The sequence below is a fragment of the Vibrio sp. HB236076 genome, assembly GCF_040957575.1.
Taxonomy (GTDB): Bacteria; Pseudomonadota; Gammaproteobacteria; order Enterobacterales; family Vibrionaceae; genus Vibrio.
The window spans coordinates 2013746-2035004 of record NZ_CP162601.1 but is presented as its reverse complement, the minus strand read 5'-3'; the positions used below and the strand labels follow the sequence as shown (position 1 = coordinate 2035004).

Annotated in this window: 15 protein-coding genes; 10 read left to right on the top strand and 5 right to left on the bottom strand. The window is 49.6% G+C overall.

Annotated elements, in window-relative coordinates; all coding sequences use genetic code 11:
• The first annotated feature begins 4 nt into the window (after positions 1–4).
• Positions 5–934, top strand: coding sequence for an ABC transporter permease (locus AB0763_RS08940; protein WP_306100406.1), 930 nt, complete (start codon positions 5–7; stop codon positions 932–934).
• 116 nt (positions 935–1050) lie between these two features.
• Here AB0763_RS08940 and AB0763_RS08935 read toward each other — a convergent pair whose 3' ends face one another.
• The 3 genes from AB0763_RS08935 to AB0763_RS08925 form a co-directional block, all read right to left on the bottom strand.
• The gene (locus AB0763_RS08935) at positions 1051–1653 is read right to left on the bottom strand and encodes a flavin reductase family protein (protein ID WP_306100405.1); all 603 of its coding nucleotides are present in this window, start codon (positions 1651–1653) and stop codon (positions 1051–1053) included.
• A 164-nt stretch (positions 1654–1817) separates the two neighbouring features.
• A complete protein-coding gene (locus tag AB0763_RS08930; RefSeq protein WP_306100404.1) occupies positions 1818–3476 on the bottom strand; it encodes a (2,3-dihydroxybenzoyl)adenylate synthase in 1659 nt (552 codons plus the stop codon).
• A 15-nt stretch (positions 3477–3491) separates the two neighbouring features.
• Entirely contained in the window at positions 3492–4661 is a 1170-nt protein-coding gene (locus tag AB0763_RS08925; protein WP_306100403.1) for an isochorismate synthase, read from the bottom strand.
• Between the two features lie 196 nt (positions 4662–4857).
• On the opposite strand from AB0763_RS08925, the gene AB0763_RS08920 reads away from it, so the two are divergent.
• Together AB0763_RS08920 and AB0763_RS08915 are read left to right on the top strand one after the other, a co-directional pair.
• Positions 4858–5631 (top strand): 2,3-dihydro-2,3-dihydroxybenzoate dehydrogenase, encoded by a 774-nt coding sequence (locus AB0763_RS08920; RefSeq protein WP_306100402.1) that lies wholly within the window; start codon positions 4858–4860, stop codon positions 5629–5631.
• A gap of 2 nt (positions 5632–5633) precedes the next feature.
• Positions 5634–10178, top strand: coding sequence for an AMP-binding protein (locus AB0763_RS08915; protein WP_306100401.1), 4545 nt, complete (start codon positions 5634–5636; stop codon positions 10176–10178).
• Between the two features lie 45 nt (positions 10179–10223).
• Here AB0763_RS08915 and AB0763_RS08910 read toward each other — a convergent pair whose 3' ends face one another.
• Positions 10224–11588 carry a condensation domain-containing protein gene (locus AB0763_RS08910; RefSeq protein WP_306100400.1) on the bottom strand — a complete coding sequence of 455 codons (1365 nt, stop codon included), beginning with the start codon at positions 11586–11588 and terminating at the stop codon, positions 10224–10226.
• 229 nt (positions 11589–11817) lie between these two features.
• Positions 11818–13128 carry an NtaA/DmoA family FMN-dependent monooxygenase gene (locus AB0763_RS08905; RefSeq protein ID WP_306100399.1) on the bottom strand — a complete coding sequence of 437 codons (1311 nt, stop codon included), beginning with the start codon at positions 13126–13128 and terminating at the stop codon, positions 11818–11820.
• 135 nt (positions 13129–13263) lie between these two features.
• On the opposite strand from AB0763_RS08905, the gene fepB reads away from it, so the two are divergent.
• From fepB to AB0763_RS08870, 7 genes are all read left to right on the top strand, one after another.
• Positions 13264–14193 carry a Fe2+-enterobactin ABC transporter substrate-binding protein gene (fepB, locus tag AB0763_RS08900; protein WP_306100398.1) on the top strand — a complete coding sequence of 310 codons (930 nt, stop codon included), beginning with the start codon at positions 13264–13266 and terminating at the stop codon, positions 14191–14193.
• Between the two features lie 11 nt (positions 14194–14204).
• Positions 14205–15233 (top strand): iron ABC transporter permease, encoded by a 1029-nt coding sequence (locus AB0763_RS08895; protein WP_306100397.1) that lies wholly within the window; start codon positions 14205–14207, stop codon positions 15231–15233.
• On the top strand, positions 15230–16270 hold the full coding sequence (locus AB0763_RS08890) for an iron chelate uptake ABC transporter family permease subunit (protein WP_306100396.1): 1041 nt from the start codon (positions 15230–15232) through the stop codon (positions 16268–16270). Before AB0763_RS08895 ends, AB0763_RS08890 begins: the two co-directional genes overlap by 4 nt.
• A 114-nt stretch (positions 16271–16384) precedes the next feature.
• Positions 16385–16642 carry an acyl carrier protein gene (locus AB0763_RS08885; RefSeq protein ID WP_306100395.1) on the top strand — a complete coding sequence of 86 codons (258 nt, stop codon included), beginning with the start codon at positions 16385–16387 and terminating at the stop codon, positions 16640–16642.
• A complete protein-coding gene (locus tag AB0763_RS08880) occupies positions 16623–19622 on the top strand; it encodes a condensation domain-containing protein (RefSeq protein WP_306100394.1) in 3000 nt (999 codons plus the stop codon). Before AB0763_RS08885 ends, AB0763_RS08880 begins: the two co-directional genes overlap by 20 nt.
• A gap of 28 nt (positions 19623–19650) precedes the next feature.
• Positions 19651–20436: an ABC transporter ATP-binding protein gene (locus AB0763_RS08875; RefSeq protein ID WP_306100393.1), complete on the top strand. Its 786-nt coding sequence runs from the start codon at positions 19651–19653 to the stop codon at positions 20434–20436.
• Positions 20433–21218: a 4'-phosphopantetheinyl transferase gene (locus AB0763_RS08870; RefSeq protein ID WP_306100392.1), complete on the top strand. Its 786-nt coding sequence runs from the start codon at positions 20433–20435 to the stop codon at positions 21216–21218. The genes AB0763_RS08875 and AB0763_RS08870 overlap by 4 nt, the downstream gene beginning before the upstream one ends.
• Positions 21219–21259: the final 41 nt, after the last annotated feature.

Here is a 21259-nt window from a genome sequence, read left to right as displayed (position 1 = left end):
AGATATGGATATAGAACTGATACAACAAATTTTGATCGCGGCATTGAAGACAGGCACTCCCTTGTTGTTGATTGCGTTGGGCGAATTGGTGACCGAAAAATCGGGTGTGCTCAACTTAGGCCAAGAAGGCATGGTATTGATGGGGGCGATGGCGGGCTTTACCGGGGCCTATTACTCAGGGAGTTTGTTGCTCGGTGTCACCTTTGCGATCCTCGCCGGTATGGCAATGGCATTGTTGTTTGGCATTTTGGCGCTGAGTTTAAATACCAGTCAAGTGGCGACCGGGTTGGCGCTCACCATTTTTGGCGTTGGATTGAGCTCATTTTTAGGGGAGAGTTTAGTGGGATCAACCGTGGCAGGGTTCTCAACCTTTGCCATTCCATTACTCAGTGACATCCCTTTTTTGGGTATGCTGCTGTTTCATCAAGACGTGCTCATTTATGCTAGCTTTGTGCTCGCAGGCCTGACGTGGTGGGTCTTGCACAAAACCCGAGTGGGATTAACCGTCAGAGCGGTGGGTGAAAATCCGTATTCCGCTAACGCATTGGGTATTAAGGTGATAAGAATTCGTTTTCTCGCCACCCTGTTTGGCGGGGCGATGGCAGGGTTAGCCGGTGCTTATTTATCCTTATCTTACACCCCGATGTGGATGGAAAATATGAGTGCAGGGCGTGGTTGGATCGCCTTGGCCCTGGTGGTGTTTGCTTCTTGGCGAGTTGGGTATTTAATGCTCGGGGCGTATTTGTTCGGTGTTGCCTCTATTTTGCATTTGGTGGTACAAGGCTTTGGCTTTGATATTTCACCCAATTTACTGGCGATGATGCCATACCTCGCGACTCTCGTGGTGATGGTGTTGATCAGCTCCGATGCGATGAAGCAAAAGCTCTCGACGCCAATGAGTTTATCTAAGCCGTTTGATCCCAAACTGCATTGATATCAGCAACGGGCGTGGGCCATAGCGCGGTCATTCGTCTCCCAGCCCACTGACTTTGTCTCGTTATCCTAAGACCGCACAGCCGTTGCGGTCTTTTTTTACTTTGCTCGGAAAACCTATGGGCGGGTCAAGCTGACAATATGAGGTGCAATCGCGTAATCGTCGCCGCCCAACTTACCGACAGCCTGTGTCTGACTTTGATCGATCAAATCGTGATGATAAAGATCATCTCTTACGTACACTGACTCAACATTCAACAAAACCACTGAGCCACCGGTGGGTTGTTCGCTTACGGTAATGATGTCACGCAGTGTGCACTCATAGCGAATCGGTGAAGCTTTAACCGCCAAGACATCAACACTTGTCCCAGGGCAGACCTCGATATTGGCGTAGTCAAATTCGCTACCGGCAGCTTCAAGGGCTGCGCTGGTGAGATTGGCTTGTTCGAGAAGCGCCTCATTGACGATATTGACAATACACTGGCCGGTTTGTTTTAAATTGGTGAGGGTGTCTTTGTCCTTACCATTGCGCGGCAAAATTTGGGTGTACATTAATACTGGCGGCTGACAACTGGCGACGGAGAAAAAGGAATAAGGGGCAATATTGTCGACGCCATCGGCGGAGCGAGTACTAATCCAAGCGATGGGTCTAGGAGTGACCCCACCATTAAGTAAGCGGTAATTCTGTTGTGAGGTTAATTCGCTGGTTGAAAAAATCATCTTAACTCTACCCTAAAGCCGGTTTGTGGTTGTGTTTATTGGCCTTAGCATGCCACAAACCCCTCATCCCTTCTAATAACACGATTACAGGTCACCCATGAATTTTGCTGTGTAAATCATGGGTGTCCTGTTGTTATTGGTTTGCGATATTGCCACTTAAGGCATTATTCGACAGGGGTGGCGGCTTGATGAGCGTTTGGCGCAAATTGAGTCCGCAGCGCTTTTTTGTCTACTTTTCCGACCGGAGTCATCGGCAACGCATCGCAAAAAACCACTTTATCCGGGATCTTGTAATCGGCGACCCCCATATCGCGAACGCAACGTTTTACGCCAATGGCCGACAGCGTTTGACCTTCTTTTAACACTACCACAGCCAAACTGCGCTCACCGAGATACGGGTCTGCGATAGCGACGAGTGCGGCATCAAAAATAGCGGGGTGGGCGAGAAGGTAATTTTCAATCTCTTCTGCGGCAATCTTTTCACCACCGCGATTAATTTGATCTTTATCTCGCCCAGTCACCATCAAATTGCCAGCGGCATCCATCTTGACCAAATCGCCGGTCCGGTAAAACCCATCGTCAGTGAAAGCGCGTTGGTTGTGCTCGGGGGCTCGGTAATAGCCGCGAATAGTATAAGGGCCTTGTGTGATCAAATACCCTTCTTGGCCAAGCGGTACATCGTTTCCTTGTTCATCAACGACCCGCACTTCATCGGCGGATGACATGGCTCGGCCTTGAGTATGAATAATGGTCTCGAGCGGGTCGTCAAGTCGGGTGTAATTGACTAAGCCCTCCGCCATCCCGAACACTTGTTGCAGTTGGCAAGCAAAGGCTTGTGGGATTTGTGCAGCGACATTGGCACTGAGCTTTTGACCGCCAACTTGAATTAACGACAGGCTGCTAAGATCGCATTGGTTGCGCTTTTGGGCTTCAAGCCATAACAAAGCGATAGAGGGCACGAGCGCACAATCGGTGATCCGATACTGCTCAATGAGGGAAAAGGCGGTGTTTGCTGAGGCATCTTGACTGAGCACCACGCAACCACCAACAGAGAACACCCCGAGGGCACCCGGCGAACTCAGCGGGTAATTATGAGCCGCGGGTAGCACACATAAATAGCGGGTACCGGTATGCCATTGGCAGACATCAACACTGGCTTGGACACTGTAGGCATAATCATTGTGGGTACGTGGGATCAATTTTGGTGTGCCAGTGGTCCCGCCAGACAGTTGGAAAAAGGCGATATGATCGGCTTGACCGTCTTGATTGTCAGTGCGTCCGTGCTGGTAAAGATCACCAAAGTTGTGGACACCCATATAAGGCACTGGCAATTCTTGTTGTGGCTGACAAACAAATACATGCTCAAGACTTGGTTGGTTGTCGAGCAGTTGTTTGGCCAGGGATAAATAATCAAAGCCCGCCGCTTCTTCTGTTATCACCATGGCCTTGACGTCGGCGTGTTGGCAGAAAAAACTCAACTCGCGTTGGCGATGGGCGGGTAAGGCCATAATGGGCCGTGCTCCGATCTGCAGTAATGCGTAAAAAGACAGATAAAACTCGACGCAGTTGGGCAGTTGCACTATCACATTATCATTGGCGCCAATGCCGTGGGCGCGAAAACCGGCAGCGAGACGTTCAATTTCATCGATCGCTTGTTGGTAAGTCAGCTGTCGCTTTGCATCGATCATGGCGACCTGTTCGCCGCACTGACTGGCGGTTTGTCTGAAGTGATCGACTAAGGTTTTATCTTGCCAAAAACCCAGTTGACGATAACGCGTCGCGAGCGACGTTGGCCATGGCGTAAAATCTCGATAATCTTGCATCTTTGTCCTCCGCGATCAAGCAATTAAAGGTTCACTGATAGACAAGCCTGCCGCGTTGACTATGGTCTGCATTTTGGCCGCGGTTTCTTCTAATTCAGCTTGTGGATTTGACTGATTGACAATACCTGCTCCGGCAAAGAGCCTCATTTTCCGTTCATTAACCTCAGCACAGCGAATTGTTACCACCCATTCGCCATTGCCTTTGGCATCACACCATCCGACCATACCGGTAAAGTAACCCCGGTCGAACCCTTCGAGTAATTTGATCGCTTGATAGGCTTCGTGTCTAGGGAAACCACATACTGCTGGGGTGGGGTGAAGTTGACTGGCCAGTTGCAGTACATGTGTCGAAGGATCGGACAATTGACCGTCTAAGCGAGTCGACAAATGCAGCATAGTGTTGGTTTTAATGACACTGGGCTGCTTAGGGCAATGAAGAGGAGCGCAATAAGAGCTGAGGACTTTTTCTATTTCATCGACCACCAAGGCGTGTTCATGTCGATCTTTGTCGGTGGCGAGTAGATCGTCACTTAAACGTTGATTTTGTGCCTCATCATCCGCTTTAGGACGTGAACCTGCCAAGGGATTAGAGACGATCTGAGCGCCTTGTTTGGCAATCAAGAGTTCGGGACTGGCACCGAGTAAAAAAGTGTTGTCGCCGGTTTGCACACTAAACGTATAGCCGGTTTGGTTAATGGACAATAAATTATTGAGCAGAGCAAAACGGTCGATGCTCTCTTTTGCTTCGACGTCGAGCGCTCGAGATAGCACCGCTTTATCAAGTGATGAATGGCCAAAGTGTGCCACTAATTGGCTGACGCCTTGGCGGTAGTGATCGCCGCTGGGCTTGGAAATAATACTGGCCGGGTTACGGCTGATTTGTGCTTCGGTTTGTGTCGAGCATCGTTTGGCGAATGTTAAATGGTTAGGGATCAAAAGCTTAGTAGGAAAGGATTGATCAAAAGGAATCACGCCAAATAAAACCGGGTTGTCTTGTTCATCGGTTTGGGCCGATGTTAGCAGTTGTTGCGCTTGGCTGGCTAACTGTTCAAAAGCAATGACCTCGTTGACGGCGGTTTTCACTCCCTGACCCACTAAAGTGTGCTTGGCAGAGGAAAAGAAAAAAGATGCGTCGTGAAAATCACCGCGTGTGAGTTTCACTTGAGGAGTGTCGTGACGTTCCATGAAAGGCCTCATTAAAAAATGTGTTTTCAACTTGCTAAATGCGTTTTGAGGGCTTAGTTTATAACACCATTAATGATAATGGTTATCATTAATATTTGTTATTGATTATCGTTTCTAGATCGAGATCACAAATTAACATTGACTAACAGAAACAAGATTAATAATTAATCCATTGAAAATTATAAGGTTATTTTAAATGAGTGAACGAGTTGTTCTGGTAACAGGGTGTGCCCAAGGGATCGGATTTGCGGTAATGGAAGCCTTATTACAGCAGGGTAAAAGAGTGATCGCGACCGATAAGAACATCGAGTTATTAAAAGAAAACAGCGCGCATTTGAGTGAACAATACCCACACCATTTACGTTGTGATGCGTTAGATTTGAGTCAAATGGAGCAAATCGAAGCGCAGATAGAACAGTGGCAACAAGACGGTGGTCAAATTACAGAGCTGGTGAGTTGCGCGGGTATTTTACACTTAGGACCACTTCATCAAATGACGTTGAGTGAAGTCAAACACACGTTTGAAGTCAATACCTTTGGCACTTTAGCACTGATGCAAGCGATCGCTTATCAGATGCCACATGACCAAAAGCCAGCCATGGTGATTATCGGCTCGAATGCGGCGAATACCCCAAGGCCCAATATGGGGGCGTACGGTGCGTCGAAAGCCGCTTTGCATATGATGGTCAAGTGCTTTGCTATCGAACTGGCTGAGCAAGGGATTCGCTGCAATATTGTCAGCCCAGGTTCCACTCTGACGAAGATGCAAAAACAGCTGTGGAATGATCAGTATGGCGAGCAACAAGTGATTGAGGGCGATAGTCGTACTTACCGATTAGGTATTCCACTGCAAAAACTGGCAACCCCAGAAGAAATCGCCCAAAGCGTGCTATTTTTACTGTCACCTGCTGCCAGTCACATCACGATGCACGACCTGCGGGTCGACGGCGGCGCAACCCTGGACAATTGATCATGACAATCACTCTTTCCCCTTTACAAATGGCCTATTGGTCTGGTCGACAGGCAACGGGTATTGCGGCGCACTTTTACACCGAATGGCGCATTCAAGACCTAGACCTCACCGCCCTTAAGCGTTCGGTAATGCACTTATATCTCATGCATCCGTGTTTGCGGTTGTCGATCAGTTCACAAGGGCAGGCCCAAGTGATGCCTTTCTCTCCCGAGCATTGGCATCGGTTACACATCATCGACGGTCAGCATTGGTCAGACAGTGAAGTAGCGGCACAAATCGCGCACATTCGCCACCAAAAAATGCATCAGACATTAGCGCTTGAACAAGGGCAGGCTGTCGAGTTTACGGTCACCTTGCTGCCCAATGGCCAAGCGCAATTTCATCTCGATGTTGAAATGCTGGCGGTCGATGGCAGCAGTGTTTGCCGTTTAATGACGCAATTGGCCGAGCGGTATACTTACCCACTTAGACAACCCCCTCAAGAAGATAACACCTTGTCGGTTCTTTCTGAGTCTCATTCACACCGCCAAAGTACTAAAGCCTATCAACAGGCTCAGAATTGGTGGCAGCAACAGCTGAACAACATTGCTCCTGCCCCTGAGCTTCCTGAGCCAGTCAATCAAGGTAAGCACGACCTTGGTCATACTGAACGATGGTCAACCATGCTTGATCCCCATCGCTTACGCGCCCTAGAGCAGCTGGCTAATCAACACCAAGTGACCATGTCAACCTTGTGCCTGACTATGTTCCAATTGCTGTTAAGCCACCAATGTCAGCAGCCTCGTCTTCGCTTGATGGTGCCCAGTTTTTATCGCCCTTGGGCAGTGAATGGTGATCAACCAGCCATTGGCGATTTTTCTGACGTGAGTGTGTTTTCCGGCCATACTCAATCGTCACTGACTTTACTTGAGCATGTTAAATGCAACGCTGAAACGGTGGCCGAACTGTTATCACATCGCGCCTATTCTGGCGTTGAAGTGATGCGCGACTTGTCTCGTTATCGCGGGACCGTCGCACAGGCCCCGGTGGTTTTTACCTCTGGATGGAGCGAACAAGACACCTTGTTTACCAAGCGAGTTCAAGAGGTCTTTGGTGGCATGCAATGGGCCTCGTCACAAGGGGCTTATGTTTTTCTTGATGCACAATTTGCACCTTGTCAGCAAGGACTGCTGATCAACTGGGACGTACGACTTGACAGGGTTGAACGCCAATGGGTTGAAGCCAGTTTTACGGCGATGGCCTCACTGCTCAATACCTTGGCATCAGAGCCGAGCTATTGGCAGCAGCCTTGGCAAACCGTTTGTCAGCATCTTTTTCCATCCGCTCAAGGCGATAAGATTCGAACAGAGCCCCCCACATCGAGACAGGAGGAAGACCCTGCCTTATTGCGTACCCCTTTTACGGGGTTGCAGCAAACTTATCTTTTGGGCCGAGAAGCGAGCACATCACTTGGCGGGGTTGCAATGCATGATACTCGCCTATACCGAGGAAATTGGGATAGTACGCGTTGGCAAACTAACCTTGCTCTAGCCATTGAACAATGTCCGATGCTACGTAAACGCATTGATCTTGAAAGCCGGACACAAATGATTGTTGAAGGACAAGGCCGAGCGAGCGAGTGGATAGCAACCAACAGCCAGTGTATCGATCTGCGCTCATCAAGTCGCCAAGAGGCGCTTAGTGAAGTCGAAGCCTATTATCAGAAACATCGGCAAACCTGTCACGACCTTAACGGTTTTCCTTGGTTTATGACCTTATGGCTATTGCCCCAAGACCCACAGGACCCTGGTGCTTATCAACATGTCGTCATGAGTCGTTTTGATGCGCTATTGGTCGACGGGCATGGTATTTCCGCCTTCATGCAGCAGTTTTTTTCAGCACAGCCACACTTTCCCAATGCACAAGCCGGTCTTAGCCAGTCGCCTTCGCCAGTAGAACAACAGGATGATGAGCTTCGTCAACGTGCAAAATCTTTTTGGCAACAACAGAGTATGAGCAAAGACGCCTCCCCCAAACTGCCTTGGTTACAGCCTCTTGATGGGATAGTCGAAGCCAAATTTGAACGTTGTGAACGAGTGATTGAGCGCTCGCAGTACCGTCAACTTTGTCGTGAGTCAGCCAAGTCGCACTGTTTTATTAATAGTACGCTAACGTGGGCCGCGACATACAGTTTACTGTCGTGGCAGCAAGGGGAGGCGCTACGCGTTGGTTTGCCGATAGCTTTTCCGAAATCAGAGCAAGTTTGGGATAATCAATCCTCCTTTATCGCCTTGGAAATACCGCGGCAAGAGCAAGTCAGTGTGGCTGAGCAAGTGAAGCGACTGCAAGGACAAATCGCACAGGGGGTTGAGCATCGCGATTATTCCGGGATCGATTTAGCGAGGGACATCGTGGGGAGAACTGGGGAGGCCTTGCCGCTACCTGTTGTGATCACCAACGGTTTGGGGTGGCCGCAAGTCAACAAAGCCGATGGAATGCATTTACAGCAAAGTTGTACCCAAACCCCACAAATTGCGCTTGATATTCGCTTTACTCTCACTCAAGAAGGCGATTTAGTACTGGCAGCGGATTACGTCACTCAGGCGCTTGACACCGGTTGGGTCGAGTGTTTCCTTGACCTCTGCCAAACGATACTTGAACACTTAGCCAAACCCGATGGTGAATGTTGGCAGCAACCGTTTTGCCGTGCGTCCTTGGTTGACCCGATTGCGCCCCCTTTGCCGCACAACGCCAATGAGTATGACTTTTTAGGTCGCATTGCCAAACGACTGCAAGCGAAAGGGGAGGAGACGCTTTGTTATTATCAGAATAAGGCCTACAGCGCGCACTGGTTCTACCAACACGTCAGTGCCTTGATGAGTTATTGGCAATACAGCGGTATTCGTCGCGGTGATGTGGTGGCTATTGCATTGCCCAAGGGGCCTCAACACCTAGCCGTGATCATAAGCTGTGCACTTAGCGGACTGGTTTGGGTGCCTATTGATACACTCAGTCCGTTGTCACGGCGCCGCTATTTGCTCAGTCACTGTCAAGCCAAGACCATTGTCGGTGAGGGGGCTCTGGACGGTTTTGACATTAAACGCTTCGAAGAGATCATCGAATGCGGACAAAAGCAACCGCTAAGCCCGTGGCCAAGTGCACAAACATTAGCGAGACTCAGTCATCAGACTGTCCCCAGTTATTACCTTTATACGTCGGGTACCACTGGGCAGCCCAAATGTGTTGTACTCAATAATCGCGCCACCGCCAATGTATTAGGGCAAACACTCTCTCAATGGCAAGTCACCAGCAATGATTGCTTGTTATCTGTCACGCCTTGGCATCACGATATGTCGCTGTTTGATACACTTGGCATGATGTCATGCGGTGGGGAAATCGTCGTGCCTTCACCAGAGGAAGAAAAAGATGCCTTGGCTTGGGCTGCGCTGGTCGAGCGTTATTCCGTCAGTCTTTGGTGCTCTGTCCCTGCGATCCTAGAAATGCTATTGAGCTGTGCAGAGCTTGATTCACTGAAGGGGCTTCGTTTAATTGCCCAAGGTGGGGATTATATCAAGCCGAATGTTATCAATGGGTTAAGAGAAAAGTTTCCTAGAATGCAGTGGTATTCTTTGGGCGGACCTACCGAAACCACCGTCTGGAGTATTTGGCATCAATTGCAGCCTAAAGATGTGCAGGTGATTCCATATGGCAAAGCGCTGGCGGGAAATAACTATTATATTTTGGACGCGAACTTACAACCCTGCTTACCTTATCAGGTTGGTCGTATGTATTGTGCAGGCGTTAATTTGGCCAATGGTTACCTCCAACAAGGTGAGCTGGTGCAACACGATTTCGTTGAGTTACCGCTTGCAAATGGACACACACTGCGTGCTTATCAAACCAGCGACCAAGGCTTTGTCGACAACGATGGCAAGATTATTTTCGCTGGTCGATTAAATGGCTACATCAAGGTGCGTGGCGTGAGAGTCTCCCTACCCGATATTGAAAAAAGCCTTATGGAGACCAATCGGTTTGTGGACCTTGTTGCTTTGCCACTGACACGCAATGACGGCGATACTGAAATCGGTGTCGCTTTTATTGGGCGAGACGCTGATCTAAAGCAGTCACAGGCCAGACAAATCGCAGGGCAAGTGTTACCTGTGTCTCATCATCCTCGAGTGTGGTTGAAGTGTGAGCGCTTTCCTTTGTCCGCCAATGGCAAAGTCGACCGCCGTGAGCTTACGCGTCGTATCGAGCAAGCAACGTGGCAATCTCACCCTACGACGAGTTTGTGTGAAAAGGAGCATGCAACAGCTTCTGAGCGCGAGTTGGATAGGGTAGCGCGTCAATTGATCGCCTTGTATCAACAAGTCTCGCAAAGGAAAAGTATGACCTGTCGACAAACGATGAGCTTAATCCATACCGGAGTACAAGCGAATGATTTAATCGATATCCAGCAAAAGATCCACCAACAGTTTGGACAAAAAGTGCCGATGACAGTACTGATCTCATGTCGTTATGCCCATGATTTAGCCAAGCGGCTGGTAACCATATCCAGGACATAAATCAGAATAGGCCGCACCTTACGTGGTGCGGCGCTTTATTTTGCTTTAACGTTGAGGTGAAAAAAGATCGTGTAACTTTTGTTCGGCGTTACTTGGTTTAAAACAGCGCTGTAAAAAAGTCATTAAGTTATTTTGATGGTCGAGCATCTCGGTTTCTGGGTGCAAACTGGCATCAGAGTCGAGGCTCATACTCAAACCATAGCCGTTCGTCTGACCGCGGAAAGTCAGATTAAAACCGTCGGCAGGCCCTGAGGTGAGCACATGGTGGGTGGTCTCGCATTGATGAAAGGCAGGGGGATCGAATGGCAATACGTTGATAAAGGGTGAGAAAAAATAGCGATGATTGTTTTTTATCCCTTGGTCTTTTGCCATTTGTTCAATGCGAAAGCGGCCGTGGCGATATAACTGGCGCAGGGCCTGGCTGTGATGTTTCACTTGTTGGTGCAGGGGCGCTGACTCATCAACTGACAAGGTGAATGGCAAAATATTGACCATCATCCCTGGCATGTAAGCACCGACGCTGCCCCAGCGACTCATAAACGGAACCCAAAGTGTCAGGGGGTCATCGTGTGGGCAATATTTTGCCGACAAATGATGATGAAGATACAAGCCAGAGAGAACCACGAGCAGATCGGCCCAAGCAATGCCATAGAACTTGGCCGCATCAATGAGCGTTTGCGAAAATGGCGTGTCCAGTCGAGCCGAAAGGGCAACGCTTTCTTCTTCGTAGTCATCGGCCTTGTCCAGCGCCGTGACCGAGTTAGGCTGCTGTAGATAGTGGTGCCAGAACTGCTGGGACTGCTGGTGTAAGGGGCTGCTTTGGTAAGCGTTTTCTTCCGAGAGAAATTGGTTTAGGCGATTAAAAGGGCGGCCGCAGTCTTGCCCGGCTTGAAAATGCGCATACCAAGTGGCACAGCGCTGCTCTAACAGGGTCATCCCAAACCCATCCATGATGATGTGATGGGCTCGCAGATACCACAAATAATGGTCATCGGCTAACTTTATCACCCATTGGGCAGACAATTTATCGTGATAGAGGTTGATCGGTTGCTTTAACTCATCCTCCATCAAGGTGCGTGCTTTGGCGAGGGGCGTTTCATTCTCACTCAGATCAATGACCTTGACGATGGGATAATGTGGTTCGGAAATCGCTTGTTGTACTTGGCCGCTTTGCGGGTCTTTACGGAAAGTCAAAGCGAGCACGTCGGTTTCGCGCACGGCGGCTTCAATCGATTGACACAAGGCATCGAGATCAACGGGACCGGTCAGCTCAATGTAATGAGCCACGGTCGATAGTGGCTCGTCGGGGTGCAGATCAAACTCTTCCCAAAAGTCCATTTGTGGCAAGGTTAAGGCGTGCCACGATAAGGTCGAGGCTTGGGTACTCGGTTGGGTCGTTTCAGTGTGCATGGTATTCCTATAGCTAGATTTAAAAAACTGAGCGCCAGACGCTGATCTGAAAAGGCACTTCTCACACTCAGAGCAAGAAGTGCATCATGTCAATGATTTGGCATCGATTATCAGCGGTCTCAATAGTGGCTAGCATAATTAAAGTTGAACAAATAACAATGATAATTATTATCAATTAGATTATTTAAGTGACCTTGATCTCAAACTTACCCGCCAAAACCCCAACTCATTACTCGCCAATACCCAGGTTGACGCTCAGTGTGTTACCTCGATAGTCGCGATGTGCCAAGCCAAGTTCGACCAAACGCGGCATAACGTGTTCTAGAAATAGAGTCACCGATTCCCACGAGCCACTGGGCACGGCAATAAACCCATCCATGGATTTGGCCGCTGCTCTTGTAACTATCGCGTCAACGGCATCTTCAGGTGTGCCAATCACGAGCCAATGCGCTGAGCCTATGACTTCTGGGCTATTGAGTAAGGTTTCTAGACTGGGTCTATCGCGTTCAATCCGGCGACGCAGTAACTCGGCATGGGTCAAGCTTCTCACCGGGGTGGTGTCGGAAGGGAGATCATCAGGCCCAAGAATGTGGTCTAATGAATAACAAGAAAAATCAACCCCTAATGCCTGTTTTAAGTAGTCAAATCGCCGTTTTAGGCCGAGGTTTAAATGCGTTTCACGATGCAATTGTTCGGCTTGTTCACGCGTTTTTGCTAAAAATAAACTCAAACCGGGGAGCACTTTAATGGAGCGCGGATCGCGGCCGTGTGCTTTGGCTCGTTGTTGAAGATCTTGGCGTAATTCGATACCCGACTCAATATCAGGGCTGGCGGCAAAAATCGCGTGGGCGGTTTGAGCGGCAAAGTCACGGCCAGATTCTGACGCACCCGCCTGAAACAAGGCGACCTCGCCATAAGGTGAAGCGGGAATATTCAAGGGCCCCTGTACGGAAAAGTATTCCCCTTGATGGTTAATGGGTTGAATCAATGAGGGGTTGGTGTACTGACCGCTACTCTGATCGGCGAGTAGCGCTTCATGGGGGTAACTGCGCCAAAGTTGTTGGACGACTTGAGTAAACTCTGCGGCTTTTTGATAGCGCTGCTTAGAAGGCAGCAACTCTTCTTGACCAAAATTGCCTTGTCCATCTAATGCGGTGACGATATTCCAGCCGGCTCGACCTTGGCTTACCCATTGCAAAGATTGCAATTGGCGTGCGACGGCGAAGGGCGGTAAAAAAGCGGTCGAAGCTGTGGCAATCAAACCAATGTGTTTGGTTTCTCTGGCAAGACTTGCCAATAGGACCATGGGATCTAAGCTGCTAAAGCCCGGTTCGTGTTCAATGGCATGTTGATTGAGAAATAGAGTGTCTGGTCGAAAGAGGAAGTCGAGTTTGGCGGCTTCTGCGCGTTTGGCCAGTTCAATATAAAGGTCACTGTGATGAATATCTTCGATGCGACTGTCCGTGCGTCGCCATGCGTTTTTACTCAGCCAACTAAACGCTAGGGCCATACCAATACATAATGGAGAAGATTGACTCATAAAATCACTATCCTTCGGGTAAATATAAGAAAACGTATGCGCTTGTGTGGGTGGTGTAATCCCTCAATCAAACCTTGTCATACCAGGTGGTTTAGTATTAATCTTGTCGCAATTATAAATCAAATGAGAAACTAAATGATAACCAATATCATTAAATGGATAGTAACATCTTGTTTTCTGATCGTCAGCCATCAATCGTTTGCGGCACAATGGCCGACCACCTTTGTCAATAGCGATGGTACAACAACGGTCATCAAGGCCAAGCCTCAGCGGGTTTTATCGACCTCAGTCAGTATTACGGGCACCTTACTAGCCATCGATGCCCCAGTGATTGGCAGCGCCTCTGCCGCCAACCATCAATTTTTTGCCCAGTGGCAAGAGGTGGCGAAGCAGCGCGGTGTTGTCGACGTTTGGCCTGCGGGCAGTGTTGATATTGAGATGGCTTATGCGTTGCAACCCGATTTGATTGTTGTATCAAGCAGTGGCGCCGATTCAGCCCGCGCGCACATTGCTCAGTTACAACAGGTTGCCCCGACCATTGTGCTCGATTACAGCAAACAAACCTGGCAAGATTTGGCGAATCGTTTAGGGAAAGCTTTGGGTTTGGAACAGCAAGTGGCTAAAAAGATTGAACAATTTAACGCTTATCTCAAAGACAGTAAAGAGGCGATGAGTTTGCCCGAAGGCCGCGCAAACATCATCAGTTACCAAGGCCCAGGCGCGGTCAACCCGATCGCCACGGCGCAAGGCAGTCATGGGCAGTTATTGAGCCAGCTGGGCTTTGACATCGAACAACCCAACCCAGCATGGCAAACGGCCCTTGATCATCGCCAAGATTTTATTCGTTCGCACTATGAGCACCTCACACAGTTAAAGGCGCAAACTTCATTTCTGCTCACGCGTAAAGGCGACCAGGTTGACGACTTTCTCAATGACCCTGTATTAGCCAACTTACCCTCAGTACAAGCCAAACAAGTGTATGGGTTGGGGAAACATTCGTTTCGTATCGATTACTATAGTGCCCATGAGATTGTCGAACAATTGGTACAGCGCTTTGCAAAATAAGTTGGCATAACATGGCACGATACAACGGAATTGGCGAGACTCAAACACACCGCCTTTGGCTCGGCGGCCTTACGCTTTTGCTGGTATTAATTGGGCTGTCGGTATTGAGCATCTTTATCGGTACACGAGCCATTGCCCCGGATGTCACTTGGCAAGCGATATGGCAATTTGACCCAACCAACAATGCACATTTATTAGTGCACTATTTGCGATTACCACGCGCTGCGTTGGCTGTTGTGGTCGGCGCCGCGTTGGGGCTTGCCGGTGCGGTGATGCAAGCGCTGACTCGTAATCCACTGGCAGATCCCGGAATTTTAGGGGTCAATGCCGGAGCGACACTGGCGATAGTGTTGGGTATTTCTCTGTTGGGGATCAGCCAAGTGGTCGATTATGTCTGGTTAGGATTGGTCGGGGCAGCTTTACCTGGCGTGGCTTTGTACTTTCTCTCTGGTGTCAAACAGGGAGGGCACCCCGTTCGCTTGGTGTTATCGGGCGCGGCGTTGTCGGTGGTGCTGTTGGCTCTGACACAAATGATCACGATCAATAGTGATGAAACCGTCTTTAATCAATTTCGCCATTGGGCGGTGGGATCTTTGCAAGGGCGCGGTTTTGCAGTGTTGTGGCCGGTGCTCTTCCTCACGGTGATAGGCAGTGCATTGGGGTGCAGTCTGTGCGCAGCGCTCAATGCCACGTCTTTAGGGGACGAGGTCAGCCGCTCGTTAGGCGTTAACCCTAAGCGTATTACGCTACTCGCCTGTGTGGTCATTGTCGTGTTATCGGCAGCGGCAACAGCAGCGGCGGGGCCGATCAGTTTTGTCGGTCTAACGGCACCGCACTTGGCGCGTTTTATTACCGGCCCTGATCATCGTTGGTTACTCCCATATACCATGCTAATTGCCGCGTTATTGGTTCAGGTTGCCGATATATTGGGCCGAGTGATTGGCTACCCCGATGAAATCAGCGTAGGTATCATGGTGGCCTTGCTCGGTGGGCCCTTTTTTGTCTATCTCGTTCGTCGATGGAAAATAGCACAGTTATGAAGCAACCCTTACCACTTTCCGATTCCCTCTTAGTGCTGGGCTCTTGGCGTTTCTTGTATCAAAAGCGCAGTATTGTTTTTGGTTTGATCAGCCTCGCGATAGTCTTCGTTCTCATGGCCTACAACATGACGCTTGGCAGCTATCCATTAGCGCTTAACACGGTTTTTAGCACCTTGATGGAGCCCAATGGCGCCGATATTGCCCATCGAATTGTCTGGCAAATCCGCTTGCCCCGAGTCGTGACCGCGTTGTTTGTTGGTGCGGCACTGGGGGTGTCTGGGTGTGTGTTTCAATCGATTTCGAAAAATGCTTTAGGCTCGCCAGATGTGATTGGTTTTACCACTGGCGCGGCTACTGGGGCGCTATTGCAGATTGTCCTGTTTGGCGGTCAAGTGCTGATGGTGGCAATAGCAACGATCCTCGGTGGTGTGCTGACTGCGGCGGCGGTTTATGGGCTGGCGAGAAAAAATGGTGGCGTCAATGGATACCGTTTGATTCTGATTGGGATCGGAGTTGGGGCGATGTTAAGTGCTTTGAATGGTTTGTTACTGGTAAAAGGCGACTTGGACAATGCGATCAGTGCAAACTTGTGGCTTGCCGGTTCACTCCAGGCCAGAACCTGGTCCCACGCTTGGCCGGTTGTGGTCGGGGTCATGGTATTGGTGCCTTGGGTTAAAGGCCTTAGCCGAGCGCTCAGTTACCTTGAAATGGGGGACGAGTTGGCTCAGCAAGCGGGGATAAGCGTTGAAAAAGTTCGACGCTGGGCGATGTTGCTCGCGGTACTACTGGCGGCCTTAGCGACCGCTTCAGCTGGGCCGATTGCTTTTATTGCTCTTGCTGCACCTCAATTGGCTTCGCGTATTGTTCGCTCTGGCCAACTTGCGGTGATCAGTTCGGCTTGCTTAGGAGCGCTGTTATTACTGCTTGCCGATACCCTAACCCAATGGCAGCCTTGGCATTGGGTACTGCCGATCGGTCGTGTTACCGGTATGATTGGTGGTATGTATTTGTTGTGGTTATTAGTCAAGATGAAGTAATTACGTCACTTAAATGATAATGAGAATTCTTTACATTTACATTTTGACACAGTAAAGTGCTTGACCATGTTGTCAGGGGCAGAGCCGTGTTTTGTCCCACCAAAGGAAATGAAAATGGAAGAAGCCGAGCTGCGTCAATTGGTGACTTTAGTCTGGGACCCTGCTGCCCAGTCTCTTGGTCTGGATGAAAATTTATTTGAATACGGATTGAACTCAATTCACATACTGCGTTTGGTTGATGCGTTATCACAACATGCTGGTGTGTCTGCAACGCTAAGTGACTTTTATACCCAGCCAAGCTTGTCTCATTGGTTGAAAACCTGTCGTCAACTGCGAGAACAGGAGGCCAATCATGGTGGAGTCACAGCCTAATCGATCTGCCAGTGGCACTGAGCAACAATGGCGTCCTACCTCTGCGATAGAGCAAATGATTTGGCTTGATCATCAACAAGTCGAAGACACTCGACATCAAGGACAGCTCGCGATTAAGCTTAAGGGTGAACTCGATGTCATGCGCCTTGCTGAGGCAGTGAAAGCCATGGCGGACAGTCTGCCGGATATCGATGCTCGTTATCGGTTTGATGAGTCTTCAGGCTTGATGAAAGCTCAGAATCAGTCCCCCGTTTTTCACTTGAAGATTGAAAGTGCCCACGACGTTGACGCGGCCTTACAGCAAGCTCGATTACGCCGTGCGCAAAAGCGCGATTTGTCACGCTGTGCGCCACTTGAATTTGTGCTTTATCACTACGAGCAAGATCAATGGCTGTTGACCATCGTCGCCCATCGAATCGCATTTTACCGGCTCAATTGGCACAGTATTCTCTCATCGATCTCAGGCTACTATCGCCAAGATTGGCAAGGGGTACTTACAGTGGTTGAGCAGGAAGACCTCCAGCCTTTGTGGTTGATTCGTGATGACAGTGCGCCACTGGCTCCTCGTTGGCAGGCTTTTCGTCAGCCGAGTTATGTCGGCCGAGCGGGCGGGGCAACTCAGGGGCAAAATACGGTTATCGATAAACAATTTCCCGTTGATTGGTTGAGTCAATACGTCGATGATGCGATGGACCACCAAGCGTTATTGCGTCAAGCGGGCCTGGGGTTTGCTCGGCAATTGAGCGCACTTTGCCAGACCCATTTGACGCATTTTTTCCTCTCTGAAAAACCTCATCAACACGGTGAGTGGAATGGCAACTGGATGACGTCAGGGCTTAGTCAAGTTACGCTCGCTTGTGATATGAGTTCAACACACTCAGATGAACCGTTACCAGCGCCTGTGGTATCAAGTAATTGGTCGGTGTCATCATTGGCTGTCGACGAGCTTCATCTCGGCGTTTCATGGATCGCGGATGCCAGTCAATATTTACAGTTACCCGGTGTTGATGTTGGGTTACAGCGCAGCGCAATGCCTCACCCAGAGTTCGACTTAATGCTTGGCCTGGGTATCAGTTGTGATGGCTTGTTGATGTGTCAATTAACGGTGAGTGAGCGGGTGTCAACCGCGTTAGCTGAATACGCACTTGATGGTTTTATCGAGGCGTTGATGACAGGGCAGCTCAATACCCGTACGGGGAGACTTGAGCTTGGTTCTGTCAGTCCATTCGTTCAATCTAGCGTGAGTGACTTGCCACGCCAAAGCGTCAATAAGCCAAGCGCTGTGGTGACAGTGGATAAGACCACGCAAGAGCCCGCTTTTGAAGCATTGCTGTTGACTGTGTTTCGCAGCGCTTTACAGCGGCCAGAGTTTGATCTCGACGATGACTTTTTTGATGCTGGGGGTCATTCATTAATTGCCACGCGAATTTTGGGGCAACTAAAGCAGCAACACGGGATTGAGCTTCGAATTAACGATGTGTTTAGTCAGCCAAGGGTACGGCAATTGGCTCAGATCGTAAGCGATAGGCACAAACCAAAGATGAATACTGAACCCAGCCACCGCGTCACGGACTGTGTGACAAACGCCCCATTGGCGTTGGCACAGCAATCGCTATGGAAAGTGTATTCCGCCTTTGGTTATGGCGCTATGTTTAATATCCCTTTTACCTTGCGTTTCTTAAAACCGGTTGATGAAAAACGCTTTGAACACGCCTTTGCCATTTTGATGAAACGACATCCAATCTTGCGCAGTTTGTTCCATCAAGAGCAAAACCGTGTGCTTCAACAAGTAGTGAGCTTAGACGAATTACCGAAATACACCTGGTTTTGGGATTCAGCTCAAAGTGGCGAGTTAACTCTGAAGCAATACTTAGATCAAGAAGCGCATTACCCCTTTGAACTGGCCACGGAATTACCGGTGCGCTTGCGCTTCATCACAGAAGAAGGGACGGAGATACAATATTTGTCCTTTTTATTTCACCATCTAGTGCTCGACGAATGGTCAGTCAATATTTTGATGGATGAACTGTGTCACGTGTATCATCAATTATCGCTTAACCCATCCAGCGCTGAGAACGATATCGATCTAAAACCGGTGGCTTCATTTCTTCAATTTGCCCAGCAACAAGCAACGGCTGGTGTCGAACCCTCTCACCTCGATTACTGGACTTTGCGACTCAAAGGCATTGCTCCGGGGTTACGTCTTCCTTTGCTCTTAGCGGATCAACAGACACCGGCTTTGCCAGCGAAGAGTAAAGATGCAGGCGGTTGGCAAGAGCTCAAAATCAGTGAGTCCACCCGCGCCGGGTTATACCAATTGGCCAAAACATGCCAAGGTTCGCTGTTTAATGTCATGTACAGTGGTATTGCTCTGGCTCTGCGCGGTTTGGGGGCGCAAGACAGCCTTTTGGTGGGAACGCCAGTCAGTGGTCGCATTGATGCCGACTATTTTGATACTGTGGGGTATTTCACCACCATCGCGGTTCATCCGGTGCATTTTGTTGCTCAGACACTGGGCCAATTTATTGACACGGTAAAAAACACCATTAACGATTCCATGCCTTATACCGATGTCCCCATCGATCATGTTGAGCAGGCGCTGTTTGGCGATCACAAGCCATTTGATGTTCATATGTTTGATGTTTTTATTCAGTTACACGCTAAAAATAAATTACATGGGCAATTGCTAAGCGCGGATCATCAGCCCATTCCTTTTGAACAAGTTGACCCGGATAAAAGCGAATCACCACTAGGACTGCAATTCGAAGTGATGGAAGAAACCGTGGCCGGCCAGCCAAGCTTGAGGTTACTGATGAGCTATCGAAGTGATCGCTATAGTGATCAGCAAGTGGCGCAGATTTTACAGGTGACAAAGCAAACATTGGTGACCATGGCACACATAGAGTCGGCCGCAATGAGCTTTGAGGACGTGCTTAAATCAAGCTCTCGCCATGTCCATGATGGCAAGCTGAATCAATGAATATTATCAAACCATAAAAGAGAGAATTATGACGCGTTTATCTGGTCATCAATTAACATTAGGGTATGACCATCATACGGTGAGTGAAGGGCTTAACATCGACATTCCCGATGGCCAGTTTACCGTGATTGTTGGCCCTAACGGCTGTGGGAAATCCACCTTACTGAAAACCTTGTGCCGACTCTTAGCCCCCAAAGCGGGTGAGGTTCTCCTCGATGGCCAACGCTTGGCCAAGTTTGACGCCAAAGCCTTGGCTCGTGAGCTCGGTTTATTGCCGCAAAGTGCTCAGTGCCCCGATGGGCTTCGAGTGGTCGACTTGGTCGCTCGTGGCCGTTACCCTCACCAAAGTGCTTTTCGACAATGGAGTGAGCAAGATCAAGACGCGGTCAGCGAGGCCTTGGCTCTCACCAATCTAGAGTCGTTGTCCGAGCGCCCCGTGGATGCTTTGTCTGGCGGTCAGCGGCAGCGAGTGTGGATTGCCATGGTGCTGGCTCAGCAGACGCCGATTTTACTGCTCGATGAGCCGACGACGTATTTAGATATCACTCATCAAATTGAGTTGTTAGAGCTGTTTAAACGTTTAACCACGCAATCAGGCCGAACCTTGATAGCGGTGCTGCACGATCTCAATCAAGCCTGTCGGTATGCCGATCATTTAGTGGTGATGGCCAATGGTCAAGTGGTGGACACTGGTGCGCCTAAAGACATCATTACTCAAGATTTGGTTGAAGAGGTCTTTGCGTTACCCAATGTGATCATTGACGATCCGATCAGTCATACTCCGCTGATCGTGCCAAAAGGGCATGGGCAGTGACAACGTTTGCCGCGTCTGCGCCGCAAGTCATAAGCGGTAAGCCAAAAATGGCTTGGTCGAAGTTACAGGCCAAGGGTCGGGTTTGGTACCGGCTTGGCGGGGTGGCGATTTACGCACATAAGATTAGCGAGCCAGTTAAAAGTGTTGAACACGCTGCTTTGCCAAGTCCGATTGCTGACGCGCCGTTTGTTCGCCAGCAAGAGTTTTTAGCAGGGCGAAAGGCGGCCGATAAGGCGCTAAAAGCGATCAACATCGATGCGCCGATGTTGCCGATTGGCGATCACAGAAGCCCGTTATGGCCAGAAGGGGTTACAGGCTCAATCAGTCACAAAGGCGCGTGGGCCATTGCTTGTGCACAAAGACAAGACGTGCGTCAATATCTCGGGGTTGATATTGAACAGCCTCTGTCAGTTGGCGTTGCCAACGCCATTGCCACGGTGTGTGCCGATGACGATGAGCGGGCGTATTTGTCGCGCCATGTGCGTCTTGTGCTGGGGGATAAGGCGTTCCACGATGTGGGCGGGGACAATGACTGGGCTTTGCTCATCACAGCGTTGTTTTCTGCCAAAGAAAGTTTGTTTAAAGCCGTGTACCCAGCAGTAAATCAGTATTTGGAATTTAGTGATGCGAAGCTGATTGCTTGGCAGCAAGAGGCTCAGGTGATGTGGTTTGCGTTTCAGCCTCAGTGGTCAACCCTGGCGAAACGAGTTTGGCCGGTGTATCTCGGTCAGCGACATGGCCTGGTGGTCAGTTTGGCAAAGGGCGATAGGCCAAGTGAATAAAAGTTAACAGGACACTCACCCTTATTCTTAAACTAGCAAGG

Coding starts and splice junctions, on each gene's coding strand:
- AB0763_RS08940 (WP_306100406.1), top strand. CDS start 5: ATGGATATAGAACTGATACAACAAATTTTGATCGCGGCATTGAAGACA.
- AB0763_RS08935 (WP_306100405.1), bottom strand. CDS start 1,653: ATGATTTTTTCAACCAGCGAATTAACCTCACAACAGAATTACCGCTTA.
- AB0763_RS08930 (WP_306100404.1), bottom strand. CDS start 3,476: ATGCAAGATTATCGAGATTTTACGCCATGGCCAACGTCGCTCGCGACG.
- AB0763_RS08925 (WP_306100403.1), bottom strand. CDS start 4,661: ATGGAACGTCACGACACTCCTCAAGTGAAACTCACACGCGGTGATTTT.
- AB0763_RS08920 (WP_306100402.1), top strand. CDS start 4,858: ATGAGTGAACGAGTTGTTCTGGTAACAGGGTGTGCCCAAGGGATCGGA.
- AB0763_RS08915 (WP_306100401.1), top strand. CDS start 5,634: ATGACAATCACTCTTTCCCCTTTACAAATGGCCTATTGGTCTGGTCGA.
- AB0763_RS08910 (WP_306100400.1), bottom strand. CDS start 11,588: ATGCACACTGAAACGACCCAACCGAGTACCCAAGCCTCGACCTTATCG.
- AB0763_RS08905 (WP_306100399.1), bottom strand. CDS start 13,128: ATGAGTCAATCTTCTCCATTATGTATTGGTATGGCCCTAGCGTTTAGT.
- fepB (WP_306100398.1), top strand. CDS start 13,264: ATGATAACCAATATCATTAAATGGATAGTAACATCTTGTTTTCTGATC.
- AB0763_RS08895 (WP_306100397.1), top strand. CDS start 14,205: ATGGCACGATACAACGGAATTGGCGAGACTCAAACACACCGCCTTTGG.
- AB0763_RS08890 (WP_306100396.1), top strand. CDS start 15,230: ATGAAGCAACCCTTACCACTTTCCGATTCCCTCTTAGTGCTGGGCTCT.
- AB0763_RS08885 (WP_306100395.1), top strand. CDS start 16,385: ATGGAAGAAGCCGAGCTGCGTCAATTGGTGACTTTAGTCTGGGACCCT.
- AB0763_RS08880 (WP_306100394.1), top strand. CDS start 16,623: ATGGTGGAGTCACAGCCTAATCGATCTGCCAGTGGCACTGAGCAACAA.
- AB0763_RS08875 (WP_306100393.1), top strand. CDS start 19,651: ATGACGCGTTTATCTGGTCATCAATTAACATTAGGGTATGACCATCAT.